General features: G+C 44.3%; 30 protein-coding genes. 29 read left to right on the top strand and 1 reads right to left on the bottom strand.

Translation table 11 applies throughout. The features are described from left to right. Positions 1–43 precede the first annotated feature (43 nt). From wecB to DSBG_RS02320, 20 genes are all read left to right on the top strand, one after another. Positions 44–1,144 carry a non-hydrolyzing UDP-N-acetylglucosamine 2-epimerase gene (gene wecB / locus DSBG_RS02415; protein WP_207647208.1) on the top strand — a complete coding sequence of 367 codons (1,101 nt, stop codon included), beginning with the start codon at positions 44–46 and terminating at the stop codon, positions 1,142–1,144. A 207-nt stretch (positions 1,145–1,351) separates the two neighbouring features. Then, complete coding sequence (locus DSBG_RS02410) at positions 1,352–1,576, top strand: AtpZ/AtpI family protein (protein ID WP_068962636.1); 225 nt, start codon at positions 1,352–1,354, stop codon at positions 1,574–1,576. Beyond that, positions 1,569–1,940, top strand: a complete 372-nt coding sequence (locus DSBG_RS02405; RefSeq protein ID WP_068962635.1) for a hypothetical protein — start codon at positions 1,569–1,571, stop codon at positions 1,938–1,940. The genes DSBG_RS02410 and DSBG_RS02405 overlap by 8 nt, the downstream gene beginning before the upstream one ends. Positions 1,941–1,968: 28 nt before the next feature. Further along, positions 1,969–2,682 (top strand): F0F1 ATP synthase subunit A, encoded by a 714-nt coding sequence (atpB, locus tag DSBG_RS02400; RefSeq protein WP_242877387.1) that lies wholly within the window; start codon positions 1,969–1,971, stop codon positions 2,680–2,682. 85 nt (positions 2,683–2,767) lie between these two features. Beyond that, positions 2,768–2,998, top strand: a complete 231-nt coding sequence (gene atpE / locus DSBG_RS02395) for a F0F1 ATP synthase subunit C (protein WP_009619510.1) — start codon at positions 2,768–2,770, stop codon at positions 2,996–2,998. A 112-nt stretch (positions 2,999–3,110) separates the two neighbouring features. Beyond that, entirely contained in the window at positions 3,111–3,608 is a 498-nt protein-coding gene (atpF, locus tag DSBG_RS02390) for a F0F1 ATP synthase subunit B (RefSeq protein WP_068962634.1), read from the top strand. Next, complete coding sequence (gene atpH, locus DSBG_RS02385; RefSeq protein WP_068962633.1) at positions 3,605–4,171, top strand: ATP synthase F1 subunit delta; 567 nt, start codon at positions 3,605–3,607, stop codon at positions 4,169–4,171. The genes atpF and atpH overlap by 4 nt, the downstream gene beginning before the upstream one ends. A gap of 4 nt (positions 4,172–4,175) precedes the next feature. Then, positions 4,176–5,684 carry a F0F1 ATP synthase subunit alpha gene (gene atpA, locus DSBG_RS02380; RefSeq protein ID WP_068962632.1) on the top strand — a complete coding sequence of 503 codons (1,509 nt, stop codon included), beginning with the start codon at positions 4,176–4,178 and terminating at the stop codon, positions 5,682–5,684. Between the two features lie 24 nt (positions 5,685–5,708). Then, positions 5,709–6,554 (top strand): ATP synthase F1 subunit gamma, encoded by an 846-nt coding sequence (atpG, locus tag DSBG_RS02375; RefSeq protein WP_068962631.1) that lies wholly within the window; start codon positions 5,709–5,711, stop codon positions 6,552–6,554. 36 nt (positions 6,555–6,590) lie between these two features. Then, positions 6,591–7,988: a F0F1 ATP synthase subunit beta gene (atpD, locus tag DSBG_RS02370; protein ID WP_068962630.1), complete on the top strand. Its 1,398-nt coding sequence runs from the start codon at positions 6,591–6,593 to the stop codon at positions 7,986–7,988. Positions 7,989–7,991: 3 nt separating this feature from the next. Further along, positions 7,992–8,399 carry a F0F1 ATP synthase subunit epsilon gene (locus DSBG_RS02365; protein ID WP_068962629.1) on the top strand — a complete coding sequence of 136 codons (408 nt, stop codon included), beginning with the start codon at positions 7,992–7,994 and terminating at the stop codon, positions 8,397–8,399. 186 nt (positions 8,400–8,585) lie between these two features. After that, positions 8,586–9,248 (top strand): hypothetical protein, encoded by a 663-nt coding sequence (locus DSBG_RS02360; protein ID WP_068962628.1) that lies wholly within the window; start codon positions 8,586–8,588, stop codon positions 9,246–9,248. Between the two features lie 110 nt (positions 9,249–9,358). Continuing rightward, positions 9,359–10,609 carry a UDP-N-acetylglucosamine 1-carboxyvinyltransferase gene (gene murA / locus DSBG_RS02355; RefSeq protein ID WP_068962627.1) on the top strand — a complete coding sequence of 417 codons (1,251 nt, stop codon included), beginning with the start codon at positions 9,359–9,361 and terminating at the stop codon, positions 10,607–10,609. A 183-nt stretch (positions 10,610–10,792) separates the two neighbouring features. After that, positions 10,793–11,734, top strand: coding sequence for a stage II sporulation protein D (gene spoIID, locus DSBG_RS02350; protein WP_068962626.1), 942 nt, complete (start codon positions 10,793–10,795; stop codon positions 11,732–11,734). Positions 11,735–11,740: 6 nt separating this feature from the next. Continuing rightward, positions 11,741–12,502: a M23 family metallopeptidase gene (locus tag DSBG_RS02345; protein WP_083236689.1), complete on the top strand. Its 762-nt coding sequence runs from the start codon at positions 11,741–11,743 to the stop codon at positions 12,500–12,502. Positions 12,503–12,636: 134 nt separating this feature from the next. After that, a complete protein-coding gene (gene spoIIID / locus DSBG_RS02340) occupies positions 12,637–12,885 on the top strand; it encodes a sporulation transcriptional regulator SpoIIID (protein ID WP_009619498.1) in 249 nt (82 codons plus the stop codon). Positions 12,886–13,092: 207 nt separating this feature from the next. Continuing rightward, complete coding sequence (gene mreB / locus DSBG_RS02335; protein WP_068962624.1) at positions 13,093–14,079, top strand: rod shape-determining protein MreB; 987 nt, start codon at positions 13,093–13,095, stop codon at positions 14,077–14,079. A 148-nt stretch (positions 14,080–14,227) separates the two neighbouring features. Then, positions 14,228–14,953, top strand: coding sequence for a WecB/TagA/CpsF family glycosyltransferase (locus DSBG_RS02330; RefSeq protein WP_068962623.1), 726 nt, complete (start codon positions 14,228–14,230; stop codon positions 14,951–14,953). 43 nt (positions 14,954–14,996) lie between these two features. Further along, positions 14,997–15,710, top strand: coding sequence for an RNA polymerase sigma-I factor (gene sigI, locus DSBG_RS02325; RefSeq protein ID WP_068962622.1), 714 nt, complete (start codon positions 14,997–14,999; stop codon positions 15,708–15,710). Beyond that, on the top strand, positions 15,707–16,897 hold the full coding sequence (locus DSBG_RS02320) for an anti-sigma factor domain-containing protein (RefSeq protein ID WP_068962621.1): 1,191 nt from the start codon (positions 15,707–15,709) through the stop codon (positions 16,895–16,897). Before sigI ends, DSBG_RS02320 begins: the two co-directional genes overlap by 4 nt. 23 nt (positions 16,898–16,920) lie before the next feature. On the opposite strand, the gene DSBG_RS02315 is transcribed toward DSBG_RS02320, so the two are convergent. After that, positions 16,921–18,072, bottom strand: coding sequence for a glycosyltransferase (locus DSBG_RS02315; protein ID WP_068962620.1), 1,152 nt, complete (start codon positions 18,070–18,072; stop codon positions 16,921–16,923). Positions 18,073–18,273: 201 nt separating this feature from the next. On the opposite strand from DSBG_RS02315, the gene fabZ reads away from it, so the two are divergent. The 9 genes from fabZ to DSBG_RS02270 all read left to right on the top strand — a co-directional run bounded on the left by fabZ (position 18,274) and on the right by DSBG_RS02270 (position 26,785). Further along, positions 18,274–18,714 (top strand): 3-hydroxyacyl-ACP dehydratase FabZ, encoded by a 441-nt coding sequence (gene fabZ, locus DSBG_RS02310; RefSeq protein ID WP_068962619.1) that lies wholly within the window; start codon positions 18,274–18,276, stop codon positions 18,712–18,714. Continuing rightward, positions 18,711–20,549: an O-antigen ligase family protein gene (locus DSBG_RS02305; protein WP_068962618.1), complete on the top strand. Its 1,839-nt coding sequence runs from the start codon at positions 18,711–18,713 to the stop codon at positions 20,547–20,549. Before fabZ ends, DSBG_RS02305 begins: the two co-directional genes overlap by 4 nt. 24 nt (positions 20,550–20,573) lie before the next feature. Further along, entirely contained in the window at positions 20,574–20,957 is a 384-nt protein-coding gene (locus tag DSBG_RS02300) for a hypothetical protein (RefSeq protein ID WP_068962617.1), read from the top strand. A 17-nt stretch (positions 20,958–20,974) separates the two neighbouring features. Continuing rightward, positions 20,975–22,720 (top strand): DEAD/DEAH box helicase family protein, encoded by a 1,746-nt coding sequence (locus DSBG_RS02295; RefSeq protein ID WP_348980956.1) that lies wholly within the window; start codon positions 20,975–20,977, stop codon positions 22,718–22,720. Between the two features lie 5 nt (positions 22,721–22,725). Then, a complete protein-coding gene (locus tag DSBG_RS02290; RefSeq protein ID WP_068962615.1) occupies positions 22,726–23,466 on the top strand; it encodes a ComF family protein in 741 nt (246 codons plus the stop codon). Between the two features lie 64 nt (positions 23,467–23,530). Next, positions 23,531–23,833, top strand: a complete 303-nt coding sequence (locus DSBG_RS02285) for a zinc-ribbon domain containing protein (protein WP_009619469.1) — start codon at positions 23,531–23,533, stop codon at positions 23,831–23,833. Positions 23,834–24,319: 486 nt separating this feature from the next. Next, entirely contained in the window at positions 24,320–25,117 is a 798-nt protein-coding gene (locus DSBG_RS02280; RefSeq protein ID WP_068962614.1) for a basic amino acid ABC transporter substrate-binding protein, read from the top strand. Between the two features lie 290 nt (positions 25,118–25,407). Further along, positions 25,408–26,079 carry an amino acid ABC transporter permease gene (locus DSBG_RS02275; protein WP_491005695.1) on the top strand — a complete coding sequence of 224 codons (672 nt, stop codon included), beginning with the start codon at positions 25,408–25,410 and terminating at the stop codon, positions 26,077–26,079. Beyond that, entirely contained in the window at positions 26,066–26,785 is a 720-nt protein-coding gene (locus DSBG_RS02270) for an amino acid ABC transporter ATP-binding protein (protein ID WP_068962612.1), read from the top strand. Before DSBG_RS02275 ends, DSBG_RS02270 begins: the two co-directional genes overlap by 14 nt. Positions 26,786–26,803: the final 18 nt, after the last annotated feature.

Genomic DNA, 26,803 nt, shown 5'->3' with positions numbered 1-26,803 from the left:
TTTAATCGAAGGGAGTAAAGCCGTGCAAAACCGAAAAAAAGTGATGGTAGTGTTTGGTACACGCCCGGAGGCTATAAAAATGGCTCCAGTGATCAGAGCACTTGGGCAGCAAGAGTCAATTCTCTGTCAAGTTACTGTGACAGCTCAGCATCGTGAGATGTTAGATCAAGTTTTGAAGTTATTTCACATGGTTCCAGATTTTGATCTAGACCTCATGAAGCAGGGGCAAACGTTAACTGAAATTACTACTCAGGCACTTGCGGGGCTTAAAGAGATTTTTCAAAGTGAACTTCCTGACCTTGTGCTGGTACATGGGGACACAACAACGACATTTGTAGCCGCACTTGCTGCATTTTATGCACAAATTCCTGTTGGGCATGTCGAAGCCGGACTACGTACGGGAAATAAGTTTTCGCCTTTTCCTGAAGAGATGAATCGTAAGCTAACTGGTGCGCTGACAGATTTGCATTTCGCCCCTACTGAAACGGCGAAGAGGAACCTCTTGCTTGAAGGCGTTGCACCAGAAAAGATTTTTGTAACAGGCAATACTGTGATTGATGCTTTGTTAGATACAGTGAAACCAGAGTATGTTTTTTTGGACCCTCACATTCAAACGATCCTCAAACAGGGTGAAAAATCACGAATGATTCTGGTCACAACGCATCGCAGAGAAAATCTTGGTGAACCGATGCGTCAAATTTATCAAGCATTGAAGAGTACGCTAGAGTTATTCCCGGACACATACATTATCTTTCCAGTTCATAAAAATCCCGAGGTTCGGAAAGTGGTCACTGAAGTTTTAGGATCTCATCCGAGAGTTAATCTGATAGAACCAATGGACTACGAGCCATTTGTAAATATTATGGCACGATCGTATATAATCTTGACCGACTCAGGAGGAATTCAGGAGGAAGCACCTTCACTTGGTATACCAGTTCTTGTTGTGAGAGATACTACAGAACGCCCGGAAGCAGTAGCGGCGGGGACAGTTTTACTTGTGGGGACTGAGTATGAGAAAGTATTTTCGGAATTAAAGCACCTTATTGGGGACCAAAGATCCTACCATAAAATGGCAATGTCGACTAATCCATACGGCGATGGACATGCTGCGAAACGTATTGCTAAGATTATCGAAGGAAAGTGAGCGTGGTGATAAAATTAAACAATGCTGTACATAATAGTACAAAGTTGTGGTATAGTAAGTTAGAATTAAATAAATAAGAGAAAATTGTAAAAAGTTATTGGAAATATAAATACTGAATTGTCAGTTTTAATTGTAGAATGAGCAGGAATTTAGATTTGCTTCGCGAATACATTTACCTTAGTACATATAGAAAAGGAAAGAATGAAAATGGCAAGGAACCAAAAAGGCTGGCAGAAAGGATTTGAAATCGGTTCCAGTATTGCGACATCGTTAGCGGGGTTAGTCGGGGGAGGATTCCTATTAGGGCGTTACTTAGATGACCGCATGGGAACACAACCATGGTTGACCATAATCTTAATGTTAAGTGGTTTGGTACTCGGGGGGAGCTACCTAGTGATCACTTTAAAGAAATTTGGAGTATCCGATGATTAGAAGTAGCTTTATTGCCTTATTGAGTGGAACGTCCTGTATATTGATTGCGGTAGCATTGACGGGTCGACAGGCTTTTCTTGGTGGTTTAATTGGTTACTGGGTAGGTTTTGGCTATACAGTGTGGATTTATAACGAGACACAGCGAAGTTCTGAGCTTGATATTCATTCAGCACTTAAGCGGATGCGTCGAAGCCTTGTGGCTCGATTGGGCATGGTGACCCTCGTGGTTGCTGCAGTGGCCCGCTTCCAGTCAAAATGGCTACTTAGTTTAGCTTTAGGGATTGCTACAGGGGTGATAATATCATTCATCACCGTTGCAATACACAAACTTCATGGAGAAAGGGGTGATAAAAGAAGTGCATGAAGAATTAGTTTTATGGCATTTGGGAAACATGACCTTTCATGCGAGAACCTTGATGATGACGTGGATTACGATGTTTTTAATTATTGTGTTCGTTTTTTCAGGGGTCCGTAATTTAACGAGTGGTAAACCTGGTAAAATGCAGAACGTTTTGGAATGGATTGTCGATTTTGTTAGTAACCTTGTTGGTGACAATATGGGACACGAAAAGGGACGTCCAATTCTGGGGTATTTGCTAACGTTGATTACGTTTGTGTTCTTTTCCAATATGCTTGGCCTTATCCCAAACTTTTCGCTTAATTTATTTGAACATTTCCACATAGAATTTGCCCAGTTGAACAAGATTTTCGAGGGACCGGTTTTGTCGTCACCTACAGCGGATATTAACGTTACAATGGCCCTAGCATTATTAACTATTAGTATGGTTATTGGCTTAGGGGTTAAGCACAAAGGACTCCATTATTTCCATCATTTTATTGAGCCCTTTAAGGTGTTCTCAATCATTCACATCATTGACATGCTTTCGAAGCCAATGACACTGGCCTTTCGTCTATTTGGTAATATCTTTGCCGGTGAAATTCTAATTAAGGTTATCCTTATGCTTCCTGGGAAATCGGTTCTGGGAGGAATTCCTCCAATGGTAGTATGGTTGGCCTTTAGTATTTTTATCGGAGCCATTCAATCCTATGTGTTCACGGTGTTGACCACGGCTTATATATCTCAAGCCGTCTCAACGGACCATTAATACATCAGTTAGTTTTCAGTGTGCTTAAAGCTCGCTGAGGGAATAATACTTACAATCTATTGCAAATAAGAAAGGAGGAAATCCTATGGACGTGTCTGCTGCAGCTGCGTTAGGTGCAGGACTTGCTGCTGGATTAGCAGCCCTTGGAGCTTCGCTTGGTAATGGTAGTGTTGTTACTAAAACTCTGGAGGGTATCGCCCGCCAACCTGAGGCCAAAGCATCCTTACAATCCACCATGTTTATCGGTGTCGGCTTGATCGAGGCCTTACCACTGTTAACTTGGGTACTTGCCCTTCTTCTCATGTTCACAAAGTAAGTTTGCGTGATGGGCAAAGACTAGACCCATCTTAAATTCAAGGGGGAACGAAAGTTCCCCCTTGAAAAAAATCATTCCAACGTTTTATCATACTCGAGGGGGGGGTAGACCATTGGGTGGGAATCCTATTCAATTTGATTATACGCTTGTGGTAATGATAATTTCGTTCCTTTTGCTCGTTTGGCTGCTCAGTGCAAAAGCTTGGGGTCCGTTAATGAAAATGATGGAAGAACGGCGGAGTCGCATTGAATCGATGCTTGCTCAGGCGGAAAATGAACGCAAACAGGCAGATCAAATTAAACGCGAATACCAAGAAGAAATGCGTAAAGCACGTCAGGAAGCTCAAGAAGTGATTGCCAAGGCTACAAAGGTTAGCGAAGCTCGGGCGAATGAAATTTTAGCAGCTTCTCATGAAGAGGCAGAAAAAATCAAGAAATCCGCTTTAGCAGATATTGAACGCGAACGCGATCGAGCAATTTCTGAAGTCAAAGCACAAGTTGCAGATTTGTCAGTTTTAGTAGCTGAAAAAATCATTCGCCAAAAGCTTGACATGAAAGGTCAAGGAAAACTCATTGAGCAATTCATTCAAGAGGTAGGGGAAATGCAATGATAAATGGGGCACTGGCTCGTAGGTATTCTCAGGCCTTGTTTAGTATTGCCTCGGAGACGTCTCTTGATCCAATTGACAATGACTTGCGTGAACTTACAAAATTGGTGGAGGAAAATGAAGAGGTTAAAGGAATCCTGCTTCATCCGCATATTTCCTTGAAGGAGAAAAAATCCGTCATGGATAAGTTGCTGGGAGAAGACTTTGGTGCCACGACACGTCATTTCCTCTATCTATTGATTGATAGGAAACGGGAAAACCTATTACCGTTCATTCAACGTGAGTTTACTCGGTTAGCGGATGAGGCACGGAAAGTTGTGGAAGCTAAAGTGGCCAGTGCCGTTGCTCTGAGCCCTTCTCAACTTGACGATCTAAAACAGGCCATAGGACGTAAGACGGGGAAAGACGTCCGTATTATTAGCGAAGTTCGAGCTGAACTCATTGGTGGAATTCTTATACAGGTGGGAGACAGCGTGATTGATGGGAGCATCGCTCACGCTTTGAACAGAATGCGTGGGGATTTGCGTAGAACCTCAGATAAACCTCAGGAAGTAGGGGTGAAATAACAGGATGAACTTGCGTCCAGAAGAAATTAGTTCCATTATCAAACAACAAATTGAACGCTATGATACAGCTGTTGATATCGTAGATGTCGGAACAGTTATCCAGGTTGGAGACGGAATTGCCCGTGTATACGGTTTAGAGAAGGCCATGGCCGGAGAGCTCCTAGAATTTCCAGGTGACGTATATGGCATGGCAATGAATCTTGAAGAAGACAATATTGGTTGCGTTATTCTAGGACCTTTTACAGGGATTAAAGAGGGAGATCAAGTCAAGAGAACAGGACGGATTGTGGAAGTTCCTGTCGGCGAGCCTTTGATTGGCCGCGTTGTTAATGCTCTTGGTCAACCCATTGATGGCAAAGGGGAGATCGTAACGGATAAGTTCCGTCCGATTGAATCCCCAGCATCAGGTGTTATTGCACGTAAATCCGTGAGTGAACCGATGCTAACTGGTCTTAAATCGATTGATGCTATGGTTCCAATTGGTCGTGGTCAGCGGGAATTAATTATTGGTGACCGCCAAACTGGTAAAACTGCTGTAGCGATCGATACGATTATTAACCAAAAAGGTCAAGACATGATTTGTATTTACGTAGCTGTAGGACAAAAATCGTCGACAGTTGCCAGCGTGGTTCAGAAATTAGAAGAAAACGATGCTATGAAATACACAATTGTCGTATGCGCTACTGCTTCTGAGCCTTCACCAATGGTCTTTATTGCTCCTTATGCCGGGGCTGCTATGGGTGAAGAGTTTATGTATAATGGCAGGCATGTATTGATCATTTATGATGACCTTTCCAAACAAGCGGTTGCTTACCGTGAACTTTCACTGCTCCTTAAACGCCCACCAGGACGTGAAGCATACCCTGGAGACGTTTTCTATCTCCACTCTCGTTTGTTGGAACGTGCAGCGAAGTTGTCTGATGACCTTGGTGGAGGTTCAATGACGGCACTTCCGATTATTGAGACTCAAGCAGGTGACGTTTCGGCCTATATTCCTACGAACGTTATTTCCATTACGGATGGTCAGATCTTTTTGGAGTCAGACCTCTTTAACGCCGGCTTCCGGCCAGCAATCAACGTTGGTCTTTCCGTTTCTCGGGTAGGTGGTAGCGCCCAAATCAAAGCTATGAAACAGGTTGCTGGACAGCTTCGTTTGGACCTCGCCAGCTATCGTGAATTAGCAGCATTTGCTCAATTTGGATCTGACTTGGATAAAGTTACTCAAATGCGTCTGGCCCGTGGAAAACGGACTATGGAAATTCTCAAACAAAATCAGTATGCAACAATGCCCGTTGAAGAAGAAGTTGTCGTTATTTATGCGGCGGTTAAAGGGTTCACTGATGACATTGATGCTGAAAAAATTGGGAAATTCGAACAAGAATACCTGCGCTTCATGCGCTCCGTGAAGGCCGACCTGTTGGCTAAAATTCGCACCGAGAAGGCGCTCTCTAATGATATGATCGTCGCTCTGGAAAAGGCAATTAACGAATTCAAACAGGGGTTTGTGGCCTAGATTAAAAAGGAGTAGGTGAATGAGGTGGCAGGAGTACGCGATATTCGTCGCCGGATCCGCAGCGTTCGCAACATGCAGCAGATCACTAAGGCGATGAAAATGGTTTCCGCGGCCAAACTCAGGAAAGCCCAACAAAAACTTAACGCTGCCCGCCCCTATGCCCACCAATTGCAAGGGGTCTTGGAACGCCTATCACAGGTTCCTGGGGATACGGTTCATCCGCTTTTGATCAAGCGGCCTGTGCAAAAGGTGGTTTATGTGGTGATAACATCAGATCGTGGTCTTTGCGGAGGTTATAATTCGAACCTGATTCGGAAGACCGCCGGTTTGATTGCCGAAACGCCGCAAGAAGTTAAGTTGGTGACGGTAGGCCGCAAAGGTCGAGATTTCTTCCGACGCGGTAAAATTGAGTTTTTGGCTGAGTTTGTAGCACTTGGAGATGAACCAAGTTATAATCAAGCGAAAGAAATAGCCCAGGAAGTGGTGCGACTTTACGAGCAGGGAGAAGCGGATGAGGTTTATCTGATGTATACTGAATTCGTAAGCGCAATTAACGCGAAACCTACGCAAGTCAAACTACTTCCGATCGAAAAGCCTGAAGGCAAACAAAGTAAACAATATATTTTTGAACCGTCTCCTGATGAGATCCTTGCAAGTCTGCTGCCGAAGTATGTAGAAACACAGATCTTTCGGTCAATCCTTGAAGGAAAAGCAAGCGAGCAAGGTGCTAGGATGACGGCCATGAGTTCGGCAACAGATAACGCCAAGGATATGATTGACCGATTGTCGCTGATTATGAACAGAGCACGACAGGCGGCGATTACTAAGGAAATATCTGAAATTGTCGGCGGAGCAGCTGCTTTAGATTAAGCTGCCGGAAAAACCCAATAAGGAGGTTTCGCGCCTGTGAAGAACGGCAAGGTTTTGCAAGTTTTGGGACCGGTAGTTGACGTTGCGTTTGCGCCCGATGAACTGCCGGCGATATATACTGCCATTAAGGTAATTGTTCCTGAACAGAAACTTAATATCACCTTAGAAGTAGCTCAACATCTCGGGAACAACACTGTACGTTGTGTTGCCATGTCCTCGACTGATGGTCTGCAAAGGGGCATAGATGCAATTAACACTGGTGCACCAATTACAGTTCCTGTCGGACCCGCGACTTTGGGTCGGATGGTAAGTGTTTTGGGAGAGCCAATTGATAACGCTGGAGATATTAAGTCCGATACCAATTATTCAATTCATCGTCCAGCTCCGGCCTTTGAAGATCAAGAGCCATCTACCCGTATTTTGGAGACCGGTATTAAAGTTATCGACTTATTATGTCCGTATTCTAAGGGCGGAAAGATCGGACTCTTCGGCGGTGCTGGTGTTGGTAAAACTGTATTAATTATGGAACTTATTAACAATATTGCTAAACAACACGGTGGTCTTTCTGTATTTGCCGGTGTTGGTGAGCGGACTCGTGAAGGAAATGACCTTTACCACGAAATGAAAGAGTCTGGCGTTATCGATAAGACCGCTATGGTGTTCGGTCAAATGAACGAACCACCTGGAGCTCGTCTTCGTGTAGGTCTAACGGGCTTGACAATGGCTGAGTACTTCCGTGATGAACAAGGACAAGACGTGTTGCTCTTTATCGACAACATTTTCCGCTTCACGCAAGCCGGGTCTGAGGTTTCGGCTCTGCTCGGTCGGATGCCTTCAGCCGTAGGTTATCAGCCCACGTTGGCAACAGAGATGGGTCAATTGCAAGAGCGGATTACCTCCACTCGTAAAGGATCTATTACATCTGTACAAGCTATCTACGTGCCTGCTGACGACTTGACAGACCCCGCTCCGGCAACAGCATTTGCCCACTTAGATGCTACAACGGTTTTGTCTCGTGCCATTACAGAAATCGGGATCTACCCTGCTGTGGACCCCTTGGACTCAACATCACGGATTCTTTCACCATTAGTGCTTGGTGAAGAGCATTATACTGTTGCGCGTCAAGTTCAGCAACTTCTCCAAAAGTACAAAGAATTGCAGGATATCATTGCTATTCTAGGTATGGATGAGCTTTCTGAAGAAGAAAAAATTATTGTTGCACGTGCTCGTAAGATCCAACGTTTCTTGTCACAACCGTTCCATGTTGCTGAAGTATTTACGGGCTCGCCTGGAAAGTATGTGCCCTTGAAAGAGACAATTCGTAGCTTTAAAGAAATTGCGGATGGGAAATACGACCACATTTCAGAGGCAGCTTTTCTAATGGTCGGCGCAATTGAAGAGGTTGTCGAAAAAGCTAAGAAACTGGGGGAGTAAGCTATGGCAGGAACATTCTCGCTACGCATAGTCTCTCCTGAAGGAAACGTATTAAAAGAAGATGTTGAGTTTGCAGTTATTCCTGGCGAATTAGGTGAATTAGGGATTTTGCCGAACCACGCACCCTTAATTGCAGGCATGGATATCGGTGTCTTACGGTACAACCTGAATGGTGCTGTTAAACGAGTGGCGGTTGCGGGGGGGTTCGTTGAAGTTATCGAAAACTCCGCGATAGTTCTTGCGGATACTGCTGAGTTGAGCGAGGATATCGATGTTGCTCGTGCCCAAGAGGCCAGAGAACGGGCGAAGAAACGCTTGTCTACACGTACGAACGAGATTGATGTACGACGAGCGGAGTATGCATTGCGAAGAGCAGCTGCACGTATTGAGGCATCAATGGGAAAAAAATAAGCTTGGTTTTTTAAGTATTGTTTTCAACTATATAAGAAAAAGAGCCCGTTGGGCCCTTTTTCTTTTTTAATTTATTGCTTAATTTATAATATATTTAAATTTTTTAGTACAAAGTATGTTAGCTTTCTCACTATTTGGTAAAGCTATGGCTAAACCTATAGATAGAATGAGAAAGAGGCCTTCTATATGCTCGATAGACGAACGAAGTCAAAACAGAATCTACTTAGAATAATCATTATCTCCCTAATTGCTTGTATCTTATGTATCGGATTTGGCATTCACAACGTTTATATGGGGATGCCTTCAAAAGACACGCTTAAGACCTCTCAGATAGAGGTACCCTTACTTTTAAACTCAGAGATTGTGCTGGCAGAAGAAGCTGAGGTTAACGTGATATTGTGGTTTGAAAATGGAGAGATACCACTTGGAATTTGGACAAAAAAGCCAATGCCTAATTGGAACTGGGACTATAAAGAGCTAAAGACTGGAAATGGAAACATAGCCGTAACTATTTCTGGGCATTGCCTTATCGATAAAAACGAGGAAAGTAATCTTTATTCGTGGTATACTATTATGGCTCAACAAATGGCTAAAACCGACGGGCACATCTATTTGGATGAACGTGTCCCTCAATTAGTCGATATTGCTGCTTACTTAAGCAAGACAAATGCCTTGCCTTCTCAATGGGCCCTTCAGGGTGACATGGTTTCCATCGCTGGATACCAGAGCAATTTTAATAATAGTGTGATAGCAGGTCAAGATCTTGTTAACATACAATTGCTTAGTCGGGGGAAAAACACTGAAGGACAAACTGTCTTGGCCATGCCAGTCTTGCTGGAAGAATTTTAAAGTACTTCTTGAGGAAAATAGTCGAATTTAAGCAGGAATAAAGACTGAACAAAGAGAATTAATACAAGTCAAGGTATAATGAAAACAGAGACAGGGGGTGTCTTTAGGATTTGAGTATGCTTACTATCACAGGCGGCAAACCGCTTGAAGGGACAATCACAGTAAGTGGGGCGAAAAACGCTGTACTTCCTATTATAGCGGCAAGTTTGCTATGTGCTGAACCCATTCAATTAGATGATGCTCCGGATTTGTTAGATGTTAATGTCATGAATCAGGTTATATCGGCTTTGGGTTCAAAGGTTGAGCGAAAGGGCTCGACTCTGAAAATCCATGCCCGTGAGATAGATTGTATAGAGGCTCCATATGACCTTGTTTCTCAAATGAGAGCGTCTATTGTCACCATGGGTCCACTGTTGGCCCGCAAAGGGCACGTGCGTATCTCCCATCCAGGTGGGTGTGCCATTGGGTCTCGTCCAATAAACTGGCATTTAAAGGGATTAGAAGCTCTAGGAGCAGAAGTCAAAATGGACCATGGGTTCTTGGATGTTACGTCTAACGGGCTTAAAGGAGCTCGGATTTACTTAGATTATCCCAGTGTTGGGGCTACGGAAAATATCATGATGGCTGCCGCAATGGCCCAAGGGACGACTCTAATAGAAAATGCTGCGCAAGAGCCAGAAATCGTGGATTTGGCAACATTTTTGAATGAAATGGGTGGCAAGGTGCGTGGGGCAGGTACGAGTATCATTCATATTGAAGGCGTTCGAGAGTTTCACGGTACCACACACACGGTTATTCCTGATCGGATTGAGGCGGGCAGCTATCTTCTCATGGCAGCAGCAACTGGCGGAGATGTGTTAGTTCAAAATGTTATTGCAGATCATCTTAAGCCTTTGATCGCCAAAATGGAAGAGGCAGGAATTCGCATGTCTGAAGAAGACGACGGAATTCGTATTAGCGGAAATGGCATCTATAATGCAGTGGATATTAAAACTCAGGTTCATCCAGGATTTCCGACGGATCTTCAAGCTCCCTTTATGGCATTTCTAACACGGGCAAATGGTACGGGTTTATTCACTGAAACAGTCTTCGAAAACCGTTTCATGCATGTGGATGAACTTAAGCGAATGGGAGCAGATATCAAGATCGAAGGGCGTAGTGCCATTGTTCATGGGATACAACGTCTGAATGCGGCACCGGTGACGGCAACTGATTTGCGGGCCGGAGCCGCATTGATACTGGCTGCATTGACCGCGGAAGGGACGACCGGTATTCGCGGAATTCACCATATTGATCGAGGTTACGAGAAGGTAGAGGAAAAACTATCTCGTTTGGGTGCTGAAATTATTCGTGAGAAATAGAGAGTGGGCGAAGTGGGGTGAATCCTTAGAAATTACTTAATTATGTATGAGAAAATATAGAGCAATAAAAAGGACAAGGAATAGATTAAACTATTCCTTGTTCTTTTTGTACCCTTTGCCTGCCATATTCTTTATCTTTTCTGCATAGATTTAAGCAAAATGCTTGTACCGCAGGAGGATCAAATGAAAAAAGAATGGGTATGGCTCATTGCATTATCGCTTTGTATTGTATTAGTAATTCCGTGGAGTATCTTACGTTGGCAGAAAGAGAAGGTCATAACCGATGATGTGCAAATTCGTATATTAATGCCTAGCGGGGAAGTAGTAAAAATAGCAATGGAGGACTATCTCTTAGGGGTTGTTGCTGCAGAAATGCCTGCAGAATTCGAGATTGAAGCCTTAAAAGCTCAGGCTGTCGCGGCTCGAACCTATGCAGCAAAGCGACTAGGCCAAAAAAATAGTTCAGATATTGGATATGATGTTGATACAACGGTTCAAACCCAAGCTTGGTTGTCGGACACACAAATGAAGGCCAAATGGGGATGGTTTAATTACTGGCGGTATCGAGGCAGATTGCAAAAAGCAGTGAGTGAAACGCGCAGCCAGGTTCTCGTTGCCAATGGAGAGTATATCGATGCTTTTTATCATAGCAGTAGTGGAAGAAAGCCAACCGAACGATCTGAGGAGGTGTGGAGTTCGCCTCGTCCATATCTGCAAAATGTTAGTTCAGGTGAAGAAAATTTGCAACGTTATATAAAAAGCTTTAGTTTTACGCCGACAGAATTGTATAAGAAATTAGGAATCAAGGGATCCCCAAAGGCAATTGATTCTGAGGATATTCAAGTATTAAGCCGAACGACGGTCGGAAGAGTCAAGAGCGTACGCTTGCTAGGCAAAGTATATCTCGCAACTCAGCTGAGATCGTTACTTGGACTCCCCTCAACAGATATCGAATGGGTTGTTCAGCCTGAGCGCTTAATTATAACTGCGTATGGGAATGGGCACGCAGTAGGGATGTCGCAATGGGGAGCCAATGATTTGGCTAAAAAAAATAAGAAAGTTGAAGAGATTCTGGCTCATTATTATCCAGGTACAAAGCTTATGGCGTTAGGATATAAGCGTTAGAGATTTATGAATTGGTTTATTAAGAAAACGCGTCTAAAAGTTGCATCATTCGGCAAGGCTAGATTTGAGGTGAGTCGAGTGAACCATTGGAAAAGGTCTAAAAGTTGGATCTTGGTCTGGAGCGCAACTCTTTTAGTGGGTGGTCTAATAATATTTAAAGGGTATCTAAGTTCCTCATCAATCTCTATCCAAGAGAGAGCAACAACGTTACCAAGTCAGACAGCCCAATCCGTCTCAGAAGATAAGCAAACTCAAACGATAGAAAGAACGACTGTGGATACTCAGGCAGGCGTTTCTCCAGGCTCTGTAAAAGCTCAAGAATCCTCGGAAGGATTAAGGCTTGTGCAAGAACCGACAGACATGGGTGAAAAAACCTGGAGTATTAATGATTTCCCCAGTCCAGTGCAGGGGAAAATTTTGCGCGATGTAGGGAGCTATTATTCAGAAACTCTTGAGAGTTACATCTTTCATGCCGGTGTGGACTACGCAGAACCAGAAGGGACAGTAATCCGAGCAACACATGGTGGGAAAGTTGTTTCTATAGGATTAGACCCAATCCTAGGTCAGCAAGTGACTTTAGACTGTGGCGAAGGTTGGTTGGTCACTTATGGGGGGGTGGATAATCTTCGTGTGCATGAGGGTGAGATAGTAGTGAATCAAGAGGCGCTTGGACAGGTTGGATTCTTCCCTGGTGCAGAAGGACAAAATGATCGTACGCAACTGCATTATGAAGTATGGCATGATAATGAAGTGCAAAGGCCCAAGTAAGCTATTATTTATAAATTGTGGGCTTAAGATAAACAACACAGTATTTACCAAACGAGGACATCCTTTTATGGATGTCTTTTTTTATCGAGTATGCATATAAATGTAGTACGCTTGTGGACGAAGGAGGGCTCTGTGTGCAAGAATATATACGCAAACGGGTGCTCGATATTGGGACTTACATATTGGAATCGAGTGCAACGGTGAGGCAAACGGCTGATGTTTTCGGTGTTTCGAAATCGACGGTGCATAAAGATGTGACTGAACGACTACCCCTAGTAAATGAAAAGCTGTCCATGGAAGTAAAGCATATTCTTGAGACCAATAAGGCCGAACGACATATTCGAGGAGGCGAGGCGACCCGGAAAAAATACCAGGAAAATTAGAAACGAAATTGAGAATGTGATCAGCATAAGAAATTTGTAGAAGAATGCCAAAAAAGTTGAAAAGCAAAAAGGGATTAGAGATTTTATCACGAATGATTTTAGTACTAACAAATAATAGCGAATCTCCCGCGAGGGAGATTGTGCTATTTGTTTATATAAACATATATGATTGGACAAGCTATGATGACGAAAGGGGTATCTCCATCAATGTTTGGAATAGATTTAGGAATAGATCTGGGAACAGCTAGTGTCTTGGTTTATGCTAAAGGAAAAGGAATTGTGTTACATGAGCCTTCTGTAATCGCCATTGACCGTAATACCAATAAACGAATTGCTGTAGGAGAAGAAGCACGGTTAATGATCGGGCGAACACCGGGGAATATTGTCGCCGTACGTCCGATGCGTGATGGTGTGATCGCTGATTATCAGACCACAGAGCTAATGTTAAAATATTTTCTGGAGAAAGCGGGTGCCAAGCGCTGGCCTTTTTTCAAAACTCGCGTTGTAGTTTGTATTCCTTCAGGAGTAACAGAAGTAGAACAACGAGCAGTTAAGCAGGCAGCATATCAGGCTGGAGCCAAAGATGTAAAAGTGGTAGAAGAACCATATGCGGCAGCCTTGGGTGCGGGGTTGGATATTTTTGGTCCAACCGGAAGTATGGTCGTAGATATCGGTGGGGGCACAACAGATATTGCGGTGCTCTCTCTTAATGGCATAGTAGCTAAACGTAGTCTTCGCGTTGGTGGAGATAAATTTGATGAGGCTATTACTCGGTATATACGCCGTGAACATAATCTCATGATCGGAGAACGTACTGCTGAAGAAATTAAAATGGCGGTGGGCTCAGCAATACCTGAGGGCCGTCCAGCGGCGATCATTGATGTTCGCGGTAGGGATTTGATTACAGGTTTACCTAAAACAGTCAAAGTCAATTCTCAAGAGTGTTTTGTTGCCCTTGAGGAATCCATAGAGGCGATTGTCGCTGGAGTAAAAGAAGTTTTAGAACGTACCCCTCCAGAGTTAGCCTCTGATATTCTTGACAAAGGAATTATAATGACTGGGGGAGGATCCTTAATGTATGGCTTTGACCAGCGTATTTCCCGAGAAACTGGATTGCCGGTAAGCATAGCCGAGGATCCAATATCCAGTGTAGCTTTAGGCACAGGCAAAGTATTAAACGGATGTTTTAAATAAAAGGATGGCGCTAGAATCCTAAATATAAACTTGAAATGTCCGAGGATAGTGTTCTAAACCGAATATTAAATTGTTCGGGTAAGACTTCTTTTCTTGGATTTTCTCACTCCCGCCCAAAGACAGTGACTCAGAAAGGGAAGGTCAATTTATGAGAGTCAATATTCTGGGGATAACCGTAGATACCTATTCCATGCAAGAGACAGTAGAGCAGATCGGTCAAGCGATAGCGAGTCAGATTCCGATACGAGTGGTTACTGCTAATCCTGAAATGATCTATGCTTCAATCCGAGATCTTCGGCTAAAGGAACTAATTAACTCCGCAGAAATTGTAACAGCCGATGGAATTGGGGTGGTTTGGGCTGCCCGGAGGTTAAGAACTCCTGTTTATGAACGAGTAACTGGGATTGATTTAGTTCAAGCTTTATTTCCGGTCTCTAATGCGGGGAAATGGCGACTCTTCTTTCTAGGAGGAAAACCAGGAGTAGCCGAACAGGCAGTATATCGAGTTTCCAGTGAATACCCTGAGATTGTATGTAAAGCTTGGCATGGTTACTTTAACTCTGAAGAAGAGCCTCATGTGTTAGAAGAAATACGCCGCTTTCGACCTAATCTCTTGCTCGTCGGATTAGGCGCTCCCCGTCAAGAATATTGGATTTCTGAACATCCACGATTGGCAAGTGTGAGTATTGGAGTTGGAGGAAGCTTCGATGCGTTAGCTGAAACAGTGGTCCGTGCGCCAAAACGCATCCAAGATCTTCATGTTGAATGGCTCTATCGCTTGTGGAAAGAGCCTTGGCGTTGGAAACGGCAAACGGTTTTACCACGCTTTGTATTTAAGGTGCTTTGGCAGAGATTCTTTCAGAAGACCCCCTAAAAAAGAGAATCTGCCTCGTAATGGAGAGTAGGGGGAAGTAAGCATGCCAGTATGGGAAGAACAATGGACGTGGCAGCGCTTGAAAGAGGACCAGGAAGCCCGAGAAGGGTTTTTGGCTGAATCTCAGGCGTTTATTCGTCATGTGGCGAGCCAGGCGTGTTATCGTTCTCTAGAATGGGGTAAAGATGACGAATTATCAGAAGCGCTGATCGTTTTCAATGAAGCGATCGATCTATTCGAATTGGATAAAGGTGTGCCATTTTTAGCCTTTGCACGGGTTTTGATGAAACGACGGTTGATTGATTATTATCGCAGGCAGCGCTTGAGGCAGGCAATCTCTCTGGATCAAGAGGACGTCGGACGTGGAATTGATGTTCATCTTGGTTTAGATGAATTTCGGGAGAAAGAGCAGAACAGCGAACGGGCAGCAGAAATTGAACAATTTTCTAAAGCCTTGGCAAAGTTACAGCTTACCTTTCAGGACCTGGTTGCGGCTTCCCCAAAACATCGGGATTCTCGAGAAACGCTACTCACTGCGGCTCGAGAATTAGCCAGTGACCCTGAGTTGTGGCTTCAGGTTGAACGAAAGGGGAAAGTCCCCATGCAAGCATTGGCTTTGAAAACTAAAATTCACCCGAAGGTACTAGAACGGGGGAGAAAGTATATTTTAGCGGTTGCTTTACTTATTGCTAATCAATATGACTATGTTTATTTACGTGAATATGTACTCCCTCAGGAAAGGAGGGCAAAGGGATGAGTAAAATGAAAGCTGTAGTGATAGAAAAGTCCGATTCACATTACACTGTGTTGGGAATGGACGGAAGCTTTCGCAAAATTCGCAGTCGGCTCCTTGCTGAGGTGGGTGAAGAAATAGAAATCCAACATAACGGGAGAGATTTTTTTAGCGGGTTACGCCTATGGGCTGGAGTTGCAGCAATGTTTCTTTTGACTTTAGTTGCTCTCTTGGGGTGGAACCTATATCAAACGCCAACCGCTGTAGCTATGCTCTCAGTTGATATTAATCCTAGTGTGCAATTTACTCTGGATGCCCAAGGTCACTTATTAAAGTTTAACACGCAGAATGAGGATGCAAAGCGTATGCTAAGTCGTGTTGACCTAACGGGTAAACCAATTAATGAGGTTTTAGAACAAATAGTTACCGAGGCCTTTGATCAAAAATATCTTAACTCTGAACAGCGGTGGGTTATGGTCGGATATTCGCCGATGAGTGATAAAACCTTAGATCAAATGCCTAAGGAACTCAACGAAACTCAAATTACTGCATGGGTTACAGAAGCAGTCGAAAAAAAAGGGTTGACACCCCAAGTTGCGGTCTTCCCTCTTACTCCTCAGGATCGAGAGTTGGCGCAAAAGGGAGATTTGTCCTTAGGGGAATATGGACTATGGGAGACGGCTCAAAAGGCAGGGGTCGTAACACAATCGGATAAACTAAAACTAAAAGATACTTCACAACGGGTTAGGTTACTAGAAAACCTACAGGTTCAAGAGCAGATCAAGGTAGAGAAGAAAGGGTCCCAAACTGGTTCACCGCGCAGGTCAGGGACTTCGAAGCAAGATTCAGGATTGACCAATAAACCATCCTCTCCGCTCACGATTCCTAATGGAGGGAGAGATAACGGTAAAGAGCAGGAGCAAGTGGAAACTAAGAATTGGCAGAAGGACCAGGAAAATAATAAGGGAATAGGAAATGGTCAAGCGCAGAGTAAAGAATCCGATGCAACTAAGAACAGTGTGAATAAAGGGATAAAGCGAACAAAAGACCAGGACAACGGCAATGTTCCAGTCCTAGCACCGATACCTGATCCCTGGAATACTAGGCATCAGGTAATTCCTGTCTATAAAATTCCTGAGCGTCAAGATAAGGTGAAAACGAATGACAAGAGTGCTAGAGACGAACACAACGACGATAACAAGAAGGGTTGAGCGATTTCGCTCAACCCTTCTTGTTATCGTCGTTTGAAGCATTCTGTTCTTTTGATGGGGCGAGTGAACTTATCAAGCAAGCGGGTGTAAACTTGTTCGGTTTCTCGAACCATAGTTTCAATAGAAAACTTGGGCCAGCGGTCATGGCCGGAGAGAACAAGGGACTTTTTTAGATCAGGGTTTTCAATTATAGAAGCGCATGCTTTAGTGAAACCAGCCACATCCCCTGGAGGAACGAGCAGTCCATCTTTTCCAGCGCGAACGACTTCCGGAATTCCTCCAACAGAACTAGCCACAATAGGAACTCCGGCTTTCATTGCTTCAAGAAGGACTAATCCCATGCCTTCGCTGACCGAGGGCAAGACAAAAAGGTCCATGGCTGGAAGTGCTTCGTAGGCGCGGGGGAGGTAGCCAGTCAAAGTATAGGGAATCAGGTTATGGCTAAGTTCAGATTCCAGAGCTTGGCGAAAGGGACCGTCACCAATGAGCAAAAGGTGAAGGTTTGGATACTTTAAGCGCAGTTGAGTCGCAGCTTTAATCAAATAAGTATGTCCCTTTGTAGGATGGAGTCGGCCAATAGACCCAACGACAAGTGCATCAGATGGGATTTTCCATTCTTTGCGGAACTGGTGGCGAGAATTTGCTGGATCATTAAAGGCCAGGGGCGATTGGCCATTATAAATTGTCTCTATGTTCTGACCGCCTCTTAAAGCGACTTCTTGTGCTAAATGTTCAGATACAGTGATAATCCCAGACGTCAGGGGCAGGGTAAGGCGGTCCAGTCCTAAAGCTAGGCGAGCAGACCAGGGTGAAAGATAATCATGGGCAAGAGAGCTATGCACCGTAGTCAAACAGGGGAGTCCCAACCATTTTGCGCCAAGGCGGCCTAGAAGATTTGCTCTGGAACCATGAGTATGAATAAGATTTATCCCTTTATGCTGAGCCCAACGCAGGAGACTGGGCATTGGGGATAGATCTATAGGGAAGTGCATGGGAAAGGTTCGAGTTGAGATATTGCTTTCACGGGCAAGGGCTGCAAAAGGTCCGGGTGTAAGGCAGGCCAGATGAGGGGAAAAACGAGACCCATTTAAACCATTAAGCAAAGATAATACATGCTGTTCAGCCCCACCAATTTCTCCCCCACCTATAATATGTAAAATTTTGTAGTTCTTCACGATTTTCTTATCTTCCCTTCAGCCTTAAACTTGGTTATACTAGTTAGCGAGTAGGAAAAATGAATTACTCTAATCATAGACAGACTGATTCATATCTGCAAGTAAATAGTGGAGCGCGATGCGCAGGGCGAGAAACGTAATATTTGACTTTCGAGCATCGTGCATCAAGCTTCGAGTATCGAATTATAAGGAGGAGTACTAGTGCTACAAAGCCAAGAGATCCAGGAGATTATCCCGCATCGTTATCCCTTTCTTCTGGTAGATCGTATCATAGAATTGGAGGAAGGGAAAAGAGCGGTCGGAATAAAGAATGTGTCAGTTAATGAACCGTTTTTTCAGGGCCACTTTCCAGGGCATCCGATTATGCCGGGAGTTCTGATCATGGAGGCACTGGCCCAAGTCGGCTGTGTGGTCATCTTTAAGATGCCAGAGTATGCTGGACACTTGGGATTGTTTGCCGGGTTAGATGAAGTTAAGTTTAAGCGGCAAGTGATTCCTGGAGATCAGCTGCGCTTGGAAGTGGAACTTCTGAAGCTGCGAAAAACGTTTGGTGTTGCCCAAGGTAAAGCGTATGTCGGAGAAACGCTGGTTGCGGAAGGCACCCTTAAATTCTTCCTGGAGAGGAAGACACCTACCCTGTGATCGGGACAACTTTACAGCAAGTCAGCAGAGCTAGGAGCAACACAGCACGCATCCTAGCTCTTTTTTTAACCCTAAGCCTTATGGCCCACGGTCTTTTCTTTTCACAGGAATGGGTTATGTTTGCCTTTGCCTTATCAATGTATGCTTTGCTGTCAACTTTGTCGAAGTCTAATCACGTAACAGAGATGGCTTCTGCCTTTGGTTTGACGGATGTTTTGTTTTTGGGAATGCTCTTTTTTTCTGTGGTAGGAATAGTTCATCCTGTGAAAGTTAAGGATGGATTTATTGAAACTCTACGCTGGGGAATCCTATGGTTTGTCTATAGGCTAGGGGTGGGGATTTCTGCGGATGAAATTGCCAAAAAACATCTGGTACAATATATTGAATGGCTGGCGATTGTTGTGGCTATTATTGGCTGGCTGCCTTGGGTGAGCAAAGTGGCGGGGAGATTAAGTTCAGTCTTTGGTTACCCAAATGCCACAGCAGCTTTTTTGGGAGCAGTTCTTTTGTTTTGTCCGTGTAGGAAGCCAGTTCAAACGATCTTCCTAGGAATTTCGCTCTTAGGCACGGGATCGCGCGCTGGAGTGGGAATATTTTTGGCAGTTCTTATAGGGCAATTTTTATTAAAGGTTAGAAACCGTCAAACGGTAGACAAGGTTAAAGTGCAGGGATTCAGCCGAATTTTAAACTCGGTTACTAGGAAAATAAAGAGTATGGAAATGAGAGGACTATGGGTAATTTTGCTGGGGGTAGTTGGAACAGCACTCATGCTACGTACTAATAGACTCGCCTGGGGGAACCTAACGTCCTGGAGCTTTTCATCAGCAAGTTGGCAAGAACGGCTCGTCTACTTTAAGGATGGGTTACGCTTAGCTTGGGACTCAGGGGGGATTCCACGAGCCGGAGGGTGGATGGCTTTTCCCACGGTTCAACGTTTTCCATATTGGACGGCAGATCCTCATTCGAGTTTTATTCATATTTTATTAAACCAAGGTTTTATCGGAGCATTAAGCATGGTTATGTGGAGTGCTTTTACCTTAGGTCAGGTATGGCAGACTTGGGCTAAGGAATCTGTGCCGTCCATATCGTCACAGGGAGTCGACGGATATAGAGCTGAAATTCGAGCAGGGGGAGCATTACTCTTTCTGGGATTACATAGTTTGGTGGATGCTGATTTTTCCTTCGGGACGTTAGGTGTTGTATTTTGGCTTATTTTTGGGAGCATTCAAAATAGGGAGAAATCGCCTCATTCTCTTGTTCCAAAGTGGAAAAAATTAGTTCCAAAACTGAGGGGCAGGGGATTATTCTTCATAAGTCTAATTTTGTGTCTGGTTACTGGGAGTGGACTTTTGAATCCAATACTGCTAGAGAAAGAGAAGACTTGGAATACACAGGCACGTCTTGGTCGTGAACAGGACCCTGCTCGAAGCATTGCCCTGTGGAATATGAGCTTGAACTGGGATCAAACACAAACCAGTACGCGACGCGAGCAGGCAGAGTCCCTATTAAAGAGTGGAAACACTGATACCGGGGTGCAAGCGGTAGAGGAGGTACTTCGTTGGCAACCATTTAACTTAGAAGCGTATGAATGGGCCCAGTCAGTAGTTTGGAATGCAGCTGAGGTACAGCGTCGTACGCACCCTGAAAAGGCAGTTCCGCTCTATCTCTGGGTCGAAGGTATACCCCAGAAAATTGAGGGAAGAGCAGCTATACTTTCGGGAGAGGATCGATTCCTCTGGAAGGGATATGAGGATTTTCAACCTTCTCAACATATCAAACTTCTGGTTGAATATGCTCGGCAGAGACAACTCACGCAACTCTTACCCGGAACATAGGTTGTGGGTGAGGGGGAGTGGCTGATGTTTTTACTAGGTGTAGTGCTGTGCTTAGGAGTTCTTTTGTGGAGAACTAATTCAAGTTTGGAATGGAATATCCCACTTAAATGGCAGATGTTTATTGGGGCATGGCAGAGAGAGTGCGGCAAGAAGACAAATAGTCTAAACTATGTTTGTTACTTAGGCTCAGAAAGCGGCGAGTTGGAAAAAGACTTTTGGCATCTCCGAATGGCCTTGCCTAGGATGCAGAAGAAATTCAAGGTACCTTTATGGATTAGAGTTCGCATCCATCATGGCGTAGCCACGAAGCAGAAAGAGTTATATCTAGCCTGTCTTCAGAGACGGTTTCCAGAAATCGAGATTGACGAGTGCCCCCTTTCCAGCGTTAGTTGTGAAGTAGAAATGTAACTGCTATGGGGATTAAAATGAAGAGAGGGATACTTATGCAATTCTTCTTGACGTTAAAAGAAGACGGTAACATTAGTTTTTGTCCGTTTCAGGCAATGGACAAGCTGAATTCTGATGTTCTTAGTTATCTCAGTAAACCCCTCTCTTTAGAGACTATCCAGATCGTTCAGGAGCGTTTGTATCGGAGAAAACTCGTTAATTTTCTGCACAAAGGGCCAAAGCGAAGGGATAGAAAACTTGAGATCCTTAAAATAATCAAAGCTTTAGGCTGGGACACCCAGGACTTCACCTGGCAGGAACTTAGTCCAGCTTCAGCTACTGGTTGTTCAGACCGATTGGATGAGAAACGATATTATGAAGTCAGGAATATTTTTAATCGATTAGTACTAGGAAGGCAACTTTCGTTCAGTGACCTGAGTAGCCTAGCCAGAGAGCTCAAGCTAGAAGAAAGAGAAATCATCAGCCTAGCCCATTCCAGTGTTGAACAAGGCATTGCGCAGTGGGTTCCTGCGGTGAAGTCGCACGGCAGAGGCTGGCAGTGTCAACGATGTGGAGAGACAAACGTGGAAGAGTGGCCCAGTCTTCAAGGAATGGCCGCAACGTGTCGAAGTTGTGAGAGCATCGGGCCGAGCACTTCACTAGACGTACTTTTTCGAGATCAACGTCCACTCTTAGACGGCCCTTCTGAGGTTCCATTTCGGCCACACTGGACCTTAACAGAGGCACAACGTTTAGCGAGTGAACAAGTGCTTGAATTCATTAAAGATGCTTCGGAAGAGACGGCACTTCTTTGGGCAGCGTGTGGAGCAGGGAAAACTGAAGTGTGTTTCCCATCTGCAGCTTGGGCTCTAGAGAGGGGAAAATCGGTGCTTTTTGCTGCGCCCCGCCAAGATGTCGTTAAGGACATTGAACCGAGGCTGAGACGGGATTTTCCAGACTACCCGTTACAAGTGTTGACAGGGACAACCCTGGTTAAATTTCAAGGCGGAGGAATGGTCCTGGCGACCACTCATCAAGTATTAAGATTTTGGCGAGCTTTTGATGTGGTTTTCATGGATGAGATGGATGCCTTTCCCTATCATGGGAGCCGCGCTTTGGAATGGGGGCTGAAGCATGCCTTGCGTCCAAACGGCAAGATAGTTTACATGACGGCAACGCCCTCCCCTGAAGGATTAGTGGGGGTTCAACAAGGTAAGATACGACTCATTCGACTACCAGCACGACACCATCGAACCCCCTTGCCAGTTCCAAGTTGGGAAAGATCCCGTCATCCTCTAGAGTCTTACAGCTGCACTGATTTATGGGCATCGCAAATTGATACCTTGAGGGCAGCGGGACCTGTTTTGGTATTTGTCCCCAAGATCTCTTGGATCAAACCGTGGATCAAATGCTTTCAAAGACGTTTTCCAGATTGGTGTGTTGACGGTAGCTACGGTTCAGACTTAGGGCGTTCCACGAAACTTGAGCGCTTGCGTCAGGGAGAGTTTGATCTTTTTGTAAGTACCACGATCTTGGAGCGAGGCATCACGTTATCAAGGATACAAGTCGTGGTTCTTGCGGCAGACCATCCTGTATTTGATGAGTGTGCCTTGGTACAAATGGCTGGAAGGGTGGGGCGAACTCGAGAAAGTCCTGAGGGAAAGGTCGTTTTTGTTTCTCAGCGAAGGACGCCGGCCATGAAAACTGCAGTTTTGTGGATTAAGGAGCAAAATAGACATGCCATGGAATTAGGGCTTATTAACGCAGGTTCAGCGGGAGGGTAAAAGTATTGAGAGAGCTCGGGATAGAAGCGGCAAAGATCACGCGGGCTTTATGGTATGCAGACAAACAAGCTTGTATATTTTGTGGCGAGGAGCAGGGTGCGATTTGTCCAGCCTGTACAACAGAGTATCTTCATCCAGAGCTGGGGCGTTGCAGGGGATGTGGAAAGTTGATTCTCTCAGAGAAGATACACTGCCTGGATTGTGAGAAGGGAAAGGGTCCTAAACATCTTGATCAGATTACAGCTTGGGGTCATTATGCCGGAGGATTAAAGGAATTTATTCAAGAAATAAAGTTCAAAGCACACCCTCGGCGCTTAATAGAAATTGCTCGCCCTTTTTCTGATTGGGCGATTAGTCAGCTTCCTGTCGTCGATGGTGTAGTGGCGGTCCCTATGCATGCATCGCGTATGGCAGAAAGAGGTTTTAATCAGGCAGAGGTCATTTCCTCCGTGTTACACTGGCAATTAGGATTACCAATTCTCTGCGGAGTTGAACGGATCATATCAACATCGTCTCAAGTTTCCCTTTCTCGTCAAGAACGTTTGCATAATCTGAAAGGTGCATTTGCAGTGCAACAACCAGAGAAGATTAAAGGGCGCAGCATATGGCTGGTGGATGATGTAACCACAACAGGAGCTACGTTAGAAGCCGTGGCAGAAACTCTGCGCGAAAGTGGAGTTCAAGCAATTTATGGCCTGTGTCTGGCAGCGGGACTCGAAAAAAAACTTGTGCCTTTGTGTGATTAGCGTTATAATTACTAGTGGATGGGCAGAGCCTATTACATTTTTTTACGTAAGGGGAATATCTTTCATGGCCTTTGAAGACAAAGATCTAGTATGTAAAGACTGCGGAGCAACTTTTATTTTCACAATCGGAGAACAAGAATTCTACGCTGAAAAAGGATTCGAAAATGAACCACAACGTTGCCGCGAATGCCGCAACATCCGCAAAGCAAACCGTAATTCCCAAGAAGGAAGATCACGTGAAATGTTTACGGTTGTTTGTGCGGACTGCGGAGTGGAAACACAAGTTCCTTTCCAACCGACATCCGATCGTCCAGTATACTGCCGTGAGTGCTATCAACACCATCGTCCAGCTCGCGAGCAATATTAATTCAGGTATTGAATTAAATTATTTGACATGACAAGCATTGGTTGACTCGAAGTCGGCCAATGCTTTTTTCTGTATTTGATAATAACTACCGGTAAAACATTCTTTCAACAACGTTATCCACAGCCTTATTGTGAAAAGTAGTAGATTTTTAAGACTTATCCACATTATCCACAGGCTCCTGTGCGTAACTTTGGGGGATAAATGATACTATTTTGTGCACACTTTTGGAGAGAATTGTTTTACTCTGGTATTGCGATAATCCTGACTGAAGTGGGATTGAAAATTGCTCTGAAGGTGGTTTAAGCGATGTTTTTTGACCTGCGCTTGAAAAATAAGCATGAAATAGAATGAAAAATAGAGAATAATGGCTTCCATAAATATTTACAAGTATGTATAATTAGAAAAATAGATGGATGAGCTAAATCATACACTAAAGCTTGTATAAAGAGTATGCTTCGTTCATCCAATGAAAAAAGGGGGATAAACATGTTTAAACCGAAGTTTCGTCTTGTTTTAAGCGGATTACTTAGCTTAAGTCTCTTGGCACTTGCTGGCTGCGGAAATGCCAGTGCACCAACTCCTACTCCTACTCCTGCACCCGCGGAAAAGATTCTGAAAGTAGGGTCAGATATTGCGTATGCACCATTCGAGTTCATGGATGAGAAGCAGCAAGCGACAGGGTTTGATATTGAGCTCATTAATGCCCTTGGAGCAGATATGGGATATTCTAAGGTGAATATCGAGACATCAGCTTTTGACGGCTTAATTGCGGCTTTGCAAGCAGGGAAATATGATGCGGTAATTTCAGCCATGACGATTACAGATGATCGTGCCAAGAATGTTCAATTTAGTGACAAGTATTTTAAAAGTACTCAGTATATAGCTATGAAAAAAGGCGCCAGCTTTAAAACCTTAGCAGACTTGAAAGGTAAAAAGATCGGGGTCCAACTTAATACAACGGGACAATTTGCAGTTGAGAAACTAGGAATGGCAACAAAAAAATATGATACGACACCGGACGCTCTCAACGATCTTCTGAATGGTGGAGTGGATGCTGTTGTGGCCGATGCGCCAGTTGTGCTTTGGTTTCAAGCCCAAAATCCAAGCGCTCAAATTGAATCAGTCGATGCAGACACTGGTGAAGAATTTTATGGAATAGCCATGAAATTAGGAGACAAGGAAATAGGCGAGAAAATGAATGCTTCTTTGAAAAAATTAATTGATAGCGGAAAATACAATGAGATCTACAAAAAGTGGTTTAAAGTGGATGCACCTAAATTTTAAGAAGCCTTTTCAATCACTGTTAATCCTTGAAAGAAATAATAAAAGGAAGGCACTTGATCAAGTGCCTTCCTTTTATATGATGATATGCAGCGTTAGTGCTGGCTTGAAAGAATAGATCGTCTGAAATTTGCAATTGGGCCAAGTTCTTCCTGAAATGCATTTTTGCTTGTATAAATTTGTCTCAAAATGTATAATTTCAGGCAGTGGCAAAAAAAATATGCGAATAGCCACGATTGATTGATTCCTATTAGATTTTATAGAATTATAATTAAGGAGGATTTTCTGTGGAAATGAACTGGAAGGCAGCCCTAGACAGCATTCCTATACTGAATAAGGCAGCGTTACTTACATTGGAGCTGACAGCCGGTGCAGTCGCCATTGGAGTGGTTATTGGGCTTATTATGGCTTTGGCCCGCTTGTCAAAATTTAAAATTTTACGGGCCTTGGCAATCGCCTATATTGATTTTTTTAGAGGTACTCCATTGTTGGTGCAAATCTTTTTAGTCTATTTTTTAGTCCCTAGAATCCTTCATTGGGAGACTCTGCCGGAAGACTATCAGTATTTTGCAGGGGTTTTGGCGATGGGTCTCAATTCGGGGGCGTATATCGCCGAAATATTTAGAGCAGGGATTCAATCCATTGACCGTGGGCAATCGGAAGCAGCGCGGTCGTTGGGGATGAACCATAGTCAGGCCATGCGTTACGTCATCCTGCCGCAAGCTTTCAAGCGAGTGATTCCGCCTTTGGGCAACGAGTTTATTGCCTTACTTAAAGATTCGTCGCTATTATCGATCATCGCGATTCAAGAACTTTTCTATAGCGGCAAGATTATTGCCGGACGAACGTTCCAACCGATCCCCATGTATATCACAGTTGCCTTGTATTATCTCTTAATGACTCAGTTGATTTCCCAATGGGTTGCCTATACGGAGAGGAGGTTGGGGAAAAATGATTTACGTTAAGAATTTGCATAAATCCTATGGTAAGCTCGAAGTGCTTAAAGGGATTGATTGCCATATTCGAGAAAAAGAAGTTGTCGTTGTCATTGGCCCAAGTGGTTCGGGCAAGAGCACCTTCTTGCGTTGTCTAAATAAACTGGAAGAGCCGACAAGTGGAGAAATTATCGTTGATGGAATTCCACTTAACTCCGAGATTAATGTTAATGCAATTCGCCGAGAAGTAGGCATGGTGTTCCAGCGTTTTAATCTTTTTCCGCATATGACAGCAATTCAAAATATTGTACTTGCCCCAGAAATTGTTCGAAAAATGAATAAAGCGGAAGCCGAAAAGATTGGCTTAGATCTTTTGGGAAAAGTTGGTCTATCCGACAAAGCGGGCGAATACCCGGATCGTCTTTCTGGTGGGCAACAACAACGGGTCGCGATTGCCCGGGCATTGGCGATGAAACCGAAGATTATGCTTTTTGACGAGACCACTTCCGCTTTGGACCCGGAAATGGTTGGAGAGGTTCTTGCCGTAATGAAGGATTTAGCTCGTGAAGGGATGACCATGGTTGCCGTTACTCATGAAATGGGATTTGCCCGTGAAGTTGGTGATCGAGTAATCTTCATGGATGAGGGTGTAATTATGGAGGAGGGAGAGCCCAACGAGGTTTTTGCTCATCCTAAGAATTCCCGTACACAGGCGTTCTTAAGTAAAATACTGTAGGTAGGAGCCTACGGGGGA

Origin of the sequence: Desulfosporosinus cupriresistens (genome assembly GCF_001707885.1) — a bacterium.
Taxonomy (GTDB): Bacteria; Bacillota; Desulfitobacteriia; order Desulfitobacteriales; family Desulfitobacteriaceae; genus Desulfosporosinus.
This window is presented reverse-complemented; position numbering and strand designations above follow the sequence as displayed.